The following is an 11995-nucleotide window of genomic DNA, read 5'->3' as shown; positions in this document are numbered from 1 at the left end:
AGGGTGGGACCGGAACGGAGACTTCACAACGCGACCTGGAGGGGACGCGGGGAGGGCCTGCTGTGCCCGTCCGTGTGAAGGAGCGCCCTCAGGGGGGCGACGAGGACGACTTCGGCTTGCCCTCCGGAAACAGGAAGGCGAGCTGGGCGCGGAGCTGCCAGTCCGGTGCGCCATCGGGGCGCACGGCGTTGTAGTACGCGCTCACGGAACCATTGAGGGGCTGGCGGCCCAGCTTGAGATTCTTCCCCACGCCCGCGCCAAAGGGGATGACCCAGCGAGCGCTGTCGGCCTTCCAGTTCGCGGTGAGGAGGATGGGGGCCCCCGTCGTCTGTGCGAAGGATGAAGCGGCGCAGCACAGGCCCCCCATGAGCCCGAGCAGCTTCCAGCGCGTGCGAGCTCCCGCCATGTGCTCTCCCCGCCTGCGCTGCGCCCGGGATGAAGCTGGTGAGGAAGTGGCGGCTGCGCACATGGGCCCCAGGGTCGCAGGACTCTGTCCGCTGGCGGGGCCCGCCTGCTTCAGACGAGCTCACGGCGGCGCAGGGCCCGCCACTCCATGACGGCGAGGACGATGAGCACGAGCACCAGCAGCAGGAACGCGCCGTTCCACTGCGTGCCCGGGATGCCGCCCAGGTTGACGCCCAAGAGGCCGGTGATGAAGGACAGGGGCAGGAAGACGCCGGAGATGATGGTGAGCAGGTAGAGGATGTGCTGGCTCTTGTCGTCCTGCCGGGCCTTCTCGTCCTCGCGGAGGATGCGGGCGCGCTCGACCAGGGCATCCAGCTCCTTGAGAATGGAGCTGGCCCGCTCGGAGCTCTGCCGCAGCTGGGCGTCCTGGACGCGGAGCCAATCCACCTCCAGCAGGCTGACGCGCACGATGGCGTCGCGGGAGAGCGAGACGAAGCGACGTTGTTCCACGAGGCTGCGGCGAAGCCTGCGCAGGCGCTCGGCGGTGGCATCTTCCTCGCGACGGTCCTCGAAGTGGGTCTCCAGTTCGGAGAGGGTGTCGTCGAATTCGGTGAGGCGCAGGGCGGCTTCGGCCAGCGCGGCGCTGGCCAACGCAAGGAACAGATCCGAGGAGTGGGGTCCATGGCCCTGGGCGAGCTTGTGGCGCAGCGACGCGATGGCGGGCTGGTCCGCGTGGGCGATGGTGACACAGTGCTCCGACGACACCCAGGCGCGCAGCGTCTTCTGGGGGGCGCCGGTGCGCACGGCGTCGGGATGCTGCATGAGCAGGATGATCTGCTCCCCGCCGATGACGTCGATGCGCACCCGTCCCACCTCCCCGAGCAGGGAGTCCCGGACTTCCGAAGGCAGGAGGAGCATCCTCTCCAGCACACGGGGCAGGTCCGGCAGATCCGGAGGCAGGTTCAGCCAGAGCGGGCCGTCCGAGGGCTTCCACTCCCGGACCTGTTCCAATGGCAGGGACCGCGCCCCACCCCCGCCATCCAGCAGGAGCGCGAAGGCATTCTCGAATCCATCCATGTCCGCCTCCACGCGTGGCAGGAGATGCCCTGAACCCTACGCATCCAACGCGCGCACCGGCGGCAGCGTCCACTGCCCCTTCTGCACCCGCTCATCCGGCCCGTAGAAGCGATAGATGAGCGTGAAGGGCCCTTCGGGCGCGGGCAGCCAGTTGGCCCGTTGTTCCGGTGCCGTGGGCTCTTCCCGCTGGATGAACAGCGACAGGGACCCATCCGCGCCGTACTTCAGCCCCGGCGTCCGGTCTCCCAACGCGTAGCGGTCCAACGGGTTCTCCACCAGCTCCCGCTCCGGCAGGCGGTACAGCGTCAGCGACCAGAAGAACTTCACCGGAGGCAGGCCGCCCTTGTTGAAGCGCAGCACATACGACTTCTCTCCCGTCAGCGGCTGCCCCTGGGCATCCTGATGCGTCCCTCCGTACACGGCCTCCTCCGCGGAGTTGCCGTAGATGCCCATCCTCGCGCCCACCGCGCGCTTCAGCACGTAGTCGGGCCCCATCGATGCACGCGTCCCGAACAGCCCCAGGGAGCTCGTCGTCCTGGCTTCCGCCTCCTCGATGGCCTGGAGCCCGTCCTCTGCCCCCGCCTCCAGCGCCTCCACCCATTCGCGCGGCAGCTCCTCCGGCGCGAACACCCTTCCCGCGCCCATCCCAATCCTCGCGAAGCGCTCCATCAACGCGCGCTCGGCCGCGACCGGCGGGATGAACTGGAAGAGGAAGTTCACATAGCCGATGAACCGCGAGGACAACGCCCGCGCCTCCTCCCAGGGCGGGAACACCCCCTGGGGCACCGGCGGCGGTGGCGGCCTTCCGGCGAACTCCGACAGGGGCGTGAGCACGTATTGCTTCTGGAGCTCCCGCAGGTGGGGCAGGTCCTCCACCCCCGACAGCGACGTGCGCCCCAGGATGCCCACCAGCTCCGTCTCCGCGCGGACCACCCCGTCCATGTCCGACGGCACCACCCCGTCCCAGCCCGGCCCCGCGATGAGGTAGCGGCCCGACTTGAAGCCTGTCGTCCGCACCCCCAGGTAAGCGAAGTTCTGGAGGAACAGGTCGTAGAACTGGAAGACATTGTAGCGGTCCTTCGCCACCTCCGGCAGACGCAACACCAGGGGCTCGCGCCGCAAATCCAACCACGCCATCGAATAGGGCGTGTCGTTGTTCGGCGTGACGATGTCCGTGTCCTGGGGCGTGAACACCCGCGCGTAGTGACGGAAGCGCTGGAAGCCTCCCGTGTAGCCCGACGCCAGCGTGTCCTGCGTGTTCGTGTACAGCGTCTTGTAGTTGTAGAGCATCGGGTAGGCGTAGATGAACGCATCCCGTGAAATCTCCCGCGCCTCCTGGAGCGAAACACCCTCCACCGCGCGCGACGCCTCCCCGACTGCTTCCGGCTGCTGCTGCATGACGGGCCTCCCCAGGCGGACGACGCTTCCTTCCCCAGGACCCGTCCTCCAGCTGACCTTGAATCTGGAGACTGACCGCGTCGCGGCAAGCAGTGCACAGTCCTCACGCGCAAGGCCGCCCCACCCGGGTGCACTGTCACGCGTTGCGCCGGCGCCCCGACACCACGGCCAGGGCCACGAGCGCACTGCCAGCGCCCGCCATGGCCAGCAACGGCAGGCGCAGCTTCGCGCCGAGGGCTTCCAGCACGCCCGCCGTGAACTCCCGGCCCGCACGACGCAGGGGGCGCCCCTCCGCCGGGACCTCCCGCCAGCGCGTGGCTTCGTCCGCGAGCGCATCCCCCGCGCTCCGGACGGCCGCGGCGACACCGCGCTCCACGAGCCTCTCCGCCGAGGCCACCAGCGCTTCACCCGAAGGCACCGGGCTGGCCGCCAGCTCCTCCCGGAGGCCCGCCGACAGGCCTCGCACCAGGCCCCGGCCGGCGCGCTCCATCAGCCCCACCCCCACTCCGGAATCCTCCCGGAGCTTGGATTCGAGGCCGGCCACCAGCCCCCGGCCCACCCGTGAGGCCACCTCCTCCCCCAGCGGGGCCAGCGCCCGCGCATCCTCCAGGAGGCGCGGCACGGACTCATGAAGCTGCTCCGTGGCCGCCTTCACCACGCCCCGGGCCATGGCCTGGGCCCGCTCCCCCGGCTTGCGGATCTCATCGGTGCGGGAGTGGGCGAACAGCAACGCCTCGTCGAAGAGGTGGCTGAGGCGCACCATGAAGGCGTGGAGGGGAAGACCGCCCTCGTTCCACTCACGCGACAGCGCCTCCAGCGCGCCCGCCATGGCCGCCCCCGCCAGGGAATGTGCCGCGACCGTCGGCGCCACGTGCTCGCGCTCGGCGGCCTCATGCGCCAGCCGCCCCAGCACCGTGAGCGCGTCCTCGAGGAGCGCGCGCAACTGCCCGTCGAACTCCGGCAGTTCCTTGCGCAGCCCGTCCGCCGAGCCATGCACCGCGCCGCTCGCGGCCTCGCTCGCGGCGAGGCGCGCCAGCGACAGCGACAGGTTGCGAAGCGCCTCGACCGGTCCCGTGAGCCGTCTGCCCTGCATCACCCCACCATCCTTCCCGTCGGTGCGGCTTCGGCGGATGAAGAGCGTTCTCCAGGAGGGTGAGCGCCCGTGGGCACCGGGGCAATCCAGGGCCACCGAGTGGACCGAGCGCCAGCGCCGCGACAAGGCCGCGCGCTCGCGCGGAAGCAACCGTCGCGACCTCCCGCCCCCCTGCATCTCCTCTTTGCCAGCAGGGCACCTCACTTTTGGGACGACCTGGAATCCAGACGCTGACGTCCACGCTGCGAAGGAGAAGCCATGGTGAAGAAGCAGGCGAAGAAGCAACCGAACATCCTGGTCATCTGGGGAGATGACATCGGCTGGTTCAATCCCAGTTGCTACCACCAGGGAGCCATGGGGTACCGCACCCCGAACATCGACCGCATCGCGAAGGAGGGGGCGCGGTTCACCGACTGGTATGGGCAGCAGAGCTGCACCGCGGGACGCGCCGCCTTCATCACCGGCCAGTCGCCCATCCGCACGGGCCTCACCAAGGTGGGACTGCCCGGCGCGAAGCTGGGCCTCCAGCCCGAGGATCCGACCATCGCCGAGCTGCTCAAGCCGCTGGGCTATGTCACGGGCCAGTTCGGAAAGAACCACCTGGGCGACCGCGATGAATTCCTGCCCACGGTGCACGGCTTCGACGAGTTCTTCGGCAATCTCTACCACCTCAACGCGGAGGAGGAGCCGGAGAACGTGGACTATCCCAAGAACCCCGAGTTCCGGAAGAAGTTCGGTCCGCGCGGTGTGTTGCATTGCTGGGCCAATCCCGACGGTACGCAGAAGATCGAGGACACCGGTCCGCTGACGAAGAAGCGCATGGAGACCGTGGACGAGGAGTTCCTGGGCGCGACCCTGGACTTCATGGACAAGGCCCAGGCGGATGAGAAGCCCTTCTTCATCTGGTTCAACTCCACCCGTATGCACGTCTTCACGCACCTGAAGGAAGCGTCGCGCGGCGTCACGGGCCTGGGGCTGTACCCGGACGGGATGGTGGAGCACGACGGCATGGTCGGCGTGCTGCTCGACAAGCTCGATGAGCTGGGCATCACCGAAGACACCATCGTGGTGTACTCGACCGACAACGGCGCCGAGGTGTTGAGCTGGCCGGATGGCGGCAGCACCCCGTTCCGCGGGGAGAAGGACACCAACTGGGAGGGCGGCTGGCGCGTGCCCTGCGTCATCCGCTGGCCGGGGGTCATCGAGCCGGGGACCATCTCCAACGAGGTGATCTCCCACACCGACCTGCTGCCCACCCTGCTCGGGGCCGCCGGGGAGCCCGACATCGCCGGGAAGCTGTTGAAGGGCCACACGGCCGGAAAGAAGACGTTCAACGTCCACATCGACGGCTACAACATGATGCCCTTCCTCAAGGGCGACGTGGAGGACAACCCGCGCCGGGCCTTCTTCTACTGGAGTGACGATGGCGACCTGATGGCGTTGCGCTTCGACGCGTGGAAGGTCGTCTTCCAGGAACAGCGCGCCCATGGCATGAGCGTGTGGCGGGAGAAGCTGGCGGACCTGCGCATCCCCAAGCTCTTCAACCTCCGGAGCGATCCGTTCGAACGGGGGGATGTGGACGCATCGCTCTACTACGACCGGTGGTTCGTCGCGCGCGGCTTCGTCCTGGTTCCCGCGCAGGCGCTCGTCGGCGAGTTCCTGAAGACCTTCGAGGCGTTCCCTCCCCGCCAGCGGCCCGCGAGCTTCAGCATCGACCAGGCGCTGGAGCGGGCCCGCCAGAAGCAGGAGTCCCTCGTCGTCGCGGCTCCCCCCGAGGAGGAGACGGCGGCGACCGAGGAGCAGCCCGCCGTCCACTGAGCCCGCGGGGTGGTGGTGCCGGCCCGTCACCGGCCCGGCACCGCCGCTCCCTTCCCCGTGTCCAATGACTGTCACGTCGAGCCCTTCGAACGAGGCCCCGCACCATGGCGAAGAAGACGCGCTTCCCTCGCAGGGTGGACCGCAATGTCTACCCCCGCCCTGAATACCGCTTCCCCAAGGCCCGCATCGGGCTCACGTACAAGGACTCCAAGGCGGACTTCCCACCGTTGCAGGGCGCTCCGGAGAAGGCGCCCAACATCCTGCTCGTGCTGCTGGATGACGTGGGCTTCGGCTGGTCCAGCGCGTTTGGCGGCCTCGTGGACATGCCGGTGGCGGAGCGGCTGGCCCGGGGTGGACTGAAATACTGCCAGTTCCACACCACGGCCCTGTGTTCACCCACCCGTGCCGCGCTGCTCACCGGCCGCAACCACCACAGCGTGTCGACCGGCAACATCGGAGAGGTGGCCACCGGCTTCCCCGGCTACACCGGCATCATCCCGAAGAGCTGCTGCACCATCGCGGAGGTCCTTCGGGAGAACGGCTATGCCACCGGCTGGTTCGGAAAGAACCACAACGTCCCCGACAACCAGACGAGCCCCGCCGGCCCCTTCGACAACTGGCCCACGCAGCGCGGCTTCGACTACTTCTATGGCTTCATCGGCGGGGAGACGGACCAGTTCTACCCGTCGCTCTACCGGGGCACGACGCCCGTGGAGGCCGGCCGCAAGCCGGAGGAGGGCTACCAGCTCACCCGCGACCTGGCGGACGACTGCATCCAGTGGATGAAGCAGCAGAAGTCCATCGCGCCCGGCCGCCCCTTCTTCACCTACTTCTCCCCGGGCGCCGCGCACGCGCCGCACCAGCCGCCGCTCGACTGGCGCGGACGACACGCGGGGAAGTTCGACATGGGCTGGGACGAGTACCGCCGGCAGGTGTGGCAGCGGCAGTTGGAGCTGGGCGTCATCCCCCCGGACACGCAGCTCACCGAGCGCCCCGCGGAGATCCCCGCCTGGGACGAGGCCACCCCGGAAGAGCAGCGCTTCTACATCCGCCTGATGGAGAACTTCGCCGACTTCCTCTCCCACGCCGACCACGAGGTGGGCCGCGTCCTGGAGACGCTCCAGGACCTGGGCGAGGCGGACAACACGCTCGTCATGTACATCATTGGCGACAACGGTTCGAGCGCCGAGGGCTCGCTCACGGGCACCCTCAACGAGATGGCCGTGCTGGGCGGCGACGTGCCGAACATCAATGACATCCTGCCGCGCATCGACGAAATCGGCCTGCCGGGCACCTCGCCGCACTACCCCGTCGGCTGGGCCTGGGCCGGGGACACGCCCTTCCAGTGGACCAAGCAGGTCGCCTCCCACTTCGGCGGCACGCGCAACCCGATGATCGTCTCCTGGCCCCGCGAGGTAGAGGACAAGGGCGGCGTGCGCTTCCAGTTCCACCACGTCATCGACATCCTGCCCACGGTGCTGGAAGTGATTGGCATCAGCGAGCCCACGGTGATGCACGGCGTGCCGCAGAAGCCCATCGAAGGCACGAGCCTCGCCTACACGTTCGACGCGAAGCACGCGGACGCGCCTGGCCACCGCACCACGCAATACTTCGAGATGTTCGCCAACCGCGCCCTGTACCACGACGGGTGGATGGCTTCGTGCCGGCACGGGCGGCTGCCATGGGTGAACGTGGGCGGCGCGGACTTCGCCGAGGACCGCTGGGAGCTGTATGACATTCGCAAGGACTTCAGCCAGGCGAAGGACCTGGCCGCGAAGCACCCGGAGAAGCTGCGGGAGTTGCAGGACCTCTTCATGGTGGAGGCCGCGAAGTACAACGTGCTCCCGCTGGACGACCGCTTCGTGGAGCGCGCGGATGTGTCCCTGCGGCCCAGCTGGTTCTACGGCCGCCAGCGCGTGACGTTCTACGAAGGCATGACGTACCTGCCGGAGGGCAGCGCGCCCAAGACGCACAACGTCAGCTACACCCTCACGGCGGTGGTGGACATCCCGGAGGGCGGCGCGGAGGGCGTCATCATCTGCCTGGGCGGAGACGTGGGCGGCTGGACGCTGTACGTGAAGGACAAGCGGCTGGTGTACCACTACAACTTCTTCGACATGGTCCGCTCGGAAGCGGTGTCGTCGGAGGAGGTGCCGTCAGGCCGCGTGGAGCTGTCCGTGGTGTTCACCAACGAGTCCACCACCCTGGGCGGCCCCGCCAACGTGCAGCTCTTCATCAACGGCCGGGGCGTGGGCGAGGTGCACCTGGAAAGACAGACGCGCGCCCGCTTCAGCACCGAGTGCATGGACGTGGGCATGGACAACCGCGCGCCGGTCAGCCCGAAGTACCGCGACCTCATGCCCTTCAAGTTCACCGGCCGCATCGAACACGTCACCTTCGAGTTCGACCTGGTGAACGCCAACCGCGAACTGACCCCGGCGGAACGCCTGGAGCAGCACGTGCGGCTGGATTGAGCCGAGGACCTCGCGGCGCGCTGCTTCGCCGCGAGGTCCTCCGCACTGCATGCGTCAATCGTCCGGGGTGGCCCTACTCCTGGACGTCATTCACGTGGTTGAACACCTCTCCGGGAGCAATGGCCTTGCCATTCGCGTCGGTGCGCTCCGCGGTGGAGATGCTCCACACATCCAGCGTGTCGTCGTTGTCCACGTTGCCCACGCACGCGGCCGTCAGGGTGCATTCGGGGCATTCGCCCTGCACGCCCGGCGCCACGCCGGCCTTGTCCAGGGCCGCCTGGATTTCGGTCGGGTCAATCGCGGTGAAACGCGGGCTCACGGAAACGAAGTCATCCGGAAGGCGCAGCACGTAGGCGTAGCGGTTGCCGGGCTCCGGCACGAAGCCCAGCTCCTGGAGGGAGCCCAGGGGTTGCTCTTCCGCAAGCTGCCCCTTCGCGGAGATGTAGATGGACTTGAGGTTCACCTTGCACTCCGACTGCTTCGAGCGCGCCTGGAACTTGATGAAGTTGGGAATGGCGATGGCGGCCATGATGCCGCTGAAGAAGATGCTGGCCACCGAGATGATCAGCGCCGCGATGGCGAGCCCCCGGCCCTGCTGCCCCGGCTTACCCGTCTTCACCATCGCGACGATGGACAGCACGAGCCCCACCGGCCACAGGCAAATGAGGCACAGGCTGGCGATGGAGAAACCCAGGGCGACCCCAGGCAGTACGGACTTCTTCGGCGCTGCGGGAACATCAGACGACATCGAGGTCATTACTTCCTCCAGGGCGCGGGACCCTAGAACGCCTCACGTCGGCGAGTCACGCGGAGTGCGACTCAATCCTTCGCGGCGCGCTTCTTCGCCACGAGGTCCTTCCACAGCCCCGCGTACTTCTTGCGGTACTTCAGGTCGTCTTCCGATTCGATGAGCGTCAAGGAGACCTGCTTGAGCGCTTCGTCCTTCACGACGTCGTAGGTCTTCCGGAAGACCTCCAGGATGTCGTACCGGACCAGCGTCCCGTTCTTCTCCGTGGAGCACTCCCGGAAGCGCTTGGACAGGCGGTCCACCACCGCCGCTTGCAAGGCCTTGTCCGCGACCGCTGCCCGCCAGAGCGTCTGGAGGGAATGGCGGGCCGTGACGAACTTCTCGTCCTTCGTCACGACCATGAGCCGGTCCAGGTCCTTCAAGAGGCGCTTGGAGTCGCTCTTCGCCAGGTTGCTAAGCAGTTGCGCCGCGATGGCGCGCTGGTGGTTGTCACCCTCGCGCAGGAGCGCCAGCAATCCGTCCCAGACCTCCGAGGCCCAGTCCACGGGCGCATCCGTCACGGCCATGAGGTGCCGGTAGGAGGCATAGCGGGAGTCCGCGTCCTCGCCGCGAAGGTTGACGAAGTGACTCTGGATGTTCGCGTCCATGTCCTGGCGTTCTAGCAATCCATCCGGCCCAGGGCATCCGCGCTACGCTTCCAAGCCTCTCCATGACTGTCTCCCCGACCCTGGATGCCCCGGACGCCGTCCCTCGCAGGAAGCGGTGGTGGCGCGTCCCCCTGTGGATCCTGCTGGGCGTCGTCGTGCTGGAAGTGCTCATCAACGTGGCGCTCAACGTCGGCGTCGTCCAGGCCATCATGCGCCGGGGGACGGACCGCACGAAGCTGTCGTGGCAGCGGGCCTTCTGGCTGTGGCCCATGGGCCGGCTGCACCTCAAGGGCTTCACCCTCACCCACCAGGACACCGAGCGCTGGTGGAAGGTGGAGGTGGACTCCCTGTCGGCCGGGATGTCGCTGACGGGCCTCTTGCGCAAGCGCGTGGACGTGCACGGCATCGACGGGCATGGGGCGACCTTCCACCTGGAGCCGTCCCCCGCCCCCGAGGAAGGCCCGACGGATCCGAACGCGCGCCCCTGGGTCATCAACCTGGAGGACGTGACGCTGCACGAGGTGCGGGAGCTGGACTTCAGCCGCGTGCGCTTCGTGGGTGCGCTGGACGTGAAAGGGGCCCTCAATCTCCAGTCACGTGAACGCCTCCAGGTGGACCTGCCGTCGGTGCGCGTGGCGGAGGGCTTCGTGGAGGTGGATGGCAAGCGGGTCGCGCGCCTGGAGGCGCTGTCCGCCCAGGCCCGGCTGGACGCGCCCTTCCAGGGCGAGCAGGGCTACGACCTCTCCAAGGCCCTTGGCGGACAGGCGCGGGTGAAGGTGGACCTGCTGCCGCTGGACTGGGTGAACGAGCTGCTGGGCCCGAGCGCCCCGGTGTCCCTGCGCGGAGGAAGCGGACGGCTGGACCTGGACGTGCGCATGGAGCGCAACACGCTGGCGCCGGGCAGCCGCCTGGAGGCCTCCGGCACGGAGCTGGACGTGCGCGCGGGGCCCATGCGCGCCCGGGCCCCCTGGAGCCTCAAGGCGTCCATGGACGAGGAGCGTCCGGGTGCGCCCGCGGGACAACTGCGGGTCGCCTTCGCGCCCGTGAAGCTCTCCGGTGCCAGGGGCAACAGCGTGGAGGTGCCGGAGATCGCCCTCACCGTCCTCGCGCGGCGGCGTGAAGGACAGCCGGGATTCGCGCTGGAGCCGGAGCTGTACGTGGCGAAGAGCCGGCCCATGGACCTGCGGTTGCTCAACCCGTGGCTGGAGCAGACGCTCGAAATCGACTCCGGGCACGCGACGGTGCGCAGCGAGGAGCGCTCCAAGAGCGCGAAGGCTCGCAACGCGCTGGAGCTGCGCATGGACACAGACCTCGTGTCCGGACGCATGGGGAAGAACAAGGTCCTGCTGCGCGCGGAGGTGGAGGTGGATGCGCGGCACCTGTCCTGGGACATGAAGGAGCTGGGACTCGCCGGCACGACGCTGCGGCTGAGCAACGTCTCCTCGAACGGCCCCGTGCCCATCCGCGCCTGGAGCGGCACGTTCAGCCTGCCCCGCGCCAGCCTGACCCTGTCACCCACGGTGCTGTCCGCGAAGTTCACGAGCCAGCTCACCGACACGCAGCCGCTGGTCGCGCTCATCACCACGTCGAAGAACCTGCCCCCCTTCCTCACCTCGCTGCTCAACATCTCCAAGGTGGAGGTGACGGGGCAGGTGCAGATCGACGAGCGCGGGCTCCAGGTGCGCGAGCTCAATGCGAAGGGCGACGGTTTCTCCCTGGAGGGCCACCTGGACCTCGTCCAGGGCAACATCACGGGGGCCCTGCTGACGACGCTGGGGGCGGTGACCGGCGGCATCGAATTGAGGCCCGGCAACAACGGCCTGCACCTGGTGAACGCGAAGCAGTGGTTCGCAGGGCAGAAGGCGCCGCCCTTCCGGTAGCGCTACGAGGGATGGGCGTCCCACCCGCCGCGCGCCATGTAGGGGGCCACGGCGCGCAGGAGCACGTCCAGGTCCACGGGCTTCTGGAGGAAGCCCTCCACCTCCAGGGCCGTCATCTCGCGGGCCCCCAGCTCCAGGGCGTACAGGACGATGACGGGGATGGAAGCGAGCGCCGGGTCCGCCCGCTGCCGCATCCGGAACTCCCAGGCGTTCATGCGGGGCATCAACAGGTCCAGCAGGATGAGCGCCGGGCGCAGGCCCTGCTTGAGCAGGCGCAGCGCTTCGGCCCCGTCGCGCGCCAGCACCACCGAGTGCCCGTCCAACCGCAACGCCTCTTGATAGGCCTGCAGCAGGTCCAGGTCGTCATCCACCACGAGAATGCAGTCGCGCCAGGACATGGGCCCCCACTTCCGCCCCCGAAGATGTCCACCCGCCGGGGATCCGCCTCGTCCCAG

General features: G+C 68.5%; 10 protein-coding genes. 3 read left to right on the top strand and 7 right to left on the bottom strand.

The features are described 5' to 3' along the window. Positions 1-88: 88 nt before the first annotated feature. From OV208_RS37750 to OV208_RS37735, 4 genes are all read right to left on the bottom strand, one after another. Positions 89-406, bottom strand: coding sequence for a hypothetical protein (locus OV208_RS37750; protein WP_267578803.1), 318 nt, complete (start codon positions 404-406; stop codon positions 89-91). A gap of 110 nt (positions 407-516) precedes the next feature. Then, entirely contained in the window at positions 517-1482 is a 966-nt protein-coding gene (locus OV208_RS37745) for a CorA family divalent cation transporter (protein ID WP_267578802.1), read from the bottom strand. Positions 1483-1518: 36 nt separating this feature from the next. Next, entirely contained in the window at positions 1519-2880 is a 1362-nt protein-coding gene (locus OV208_RS37740) for a DUF1254 domain-containing protein (protein ID WP_267578801.1), read from the bottom strand. A gap of 136 nt (positions 2881-3016) precedes the next feature. Continuing rightward, positions 3017-3973, bottom strand: a complete 957-nt coding sequence (locus OV208_RS37735) for a hypothetical protein (RefSeq protein ID WP_267578881.1) — start codon at positions 3971-3973, stop codon at positions 3017-3019. A 258-nt stretch (positions 3974-4231) separates the two neighbouring features. Here OV208_RS37735 and OV208_RS37730 point away from each other — a divergent pair, with 258 nt between their 5' ends. Then, positions 4232-5791, top strand: coding sequence for an arylsulfatase (locus OV208_RS37730; RefSeq protein WP_267578800.1), 1560 nt, complete (start codon positions 4232-4234; stop codon positions 5789-5791). Between the two features lie 104 nt (positions 5792-5895). Further along, positions 5896-8265: an arylsulfatase gene (locus OV208_RS37725; RefSeq protein ID WP_267578799.1), complete on the top strand. Its 2370-nt coding sequence runs from the start codon at positions 5896-5898 to the stop codon at positions 8263-8265. 73 nt (positions 8266-8338) lie between these two features. On the opposite strand, the gene OV208_RS37720 is transcribed toward OV208_RS37725, so the two are convergent. Together OV208_RS37720 and OV208_RS37715 are read right to left on the bottom strand one after the other, a co-directional pair. Further along, positions 8339-9013: a pilin gene (locus OV208_RS37720; protein ID WP_267578798.1), complete on the bottom strand. Its 675-nt coding sequence runs from the start codon at positions 9011-9013 to the stop codon at positions 8339-8341. 71 nt (positions 9014-9084) lie between these two features. Further along, positions 9085-9660 carry a hypothetical protein gene (locus tag OV208_RS37715; RefSeq protein WP_267578797.1) on the bottom strand — a complete coding sequence of 192 codons (576 nt, stop codon included), beginning with the start codon at positions 9658-9660 and terminating at the stop codon, positions 9085-9087. Positions 9661-9722: 62 nt separating this feature from the next. On the opposite strand from OV208_RS37715, the gene OV208_RS37710 reads away from it, so the two are divergent. Beyond that, positions 9723-11540, top strand: a complete 1818-nt coding sequence (locus OV208_RS37710; protein ID WP_267578796.1) for a hypothetical protein — start codon at positions 9723-9725, stop codon at positions 11538-11540. A gap of 2 nt (positions 11541-11542) precedes the next feature. Here OV208_RS37710 and OV208_RS37705 read toward each other — a convergent pair whose 3' ends face one another. Beyond that, entirely contained in the window at positions 11543-11938 is a 396-nt protein-coding gene (locus tag OV208_RS37705) for a response regulator (RefSeq protein WP_267578795.1), read from the bottom strand. Positions 11939-11995 lie beyond the last annotated feature (57 nt).

Origin of the sequence: Corallococcus sp. bb12-1 (assembly GCF_026626765.1) — a bacterium.
GTDB lineage: Bacteria > Myxococcota > Myxococcia > Myxococcales > Myxococcaceae > Corallococcus > Corallococcus terminator.
Note: the sequence above shows the minus strand (reverse complement) of the source record. Positions and strands in the feature narration are given on the sequence as shown.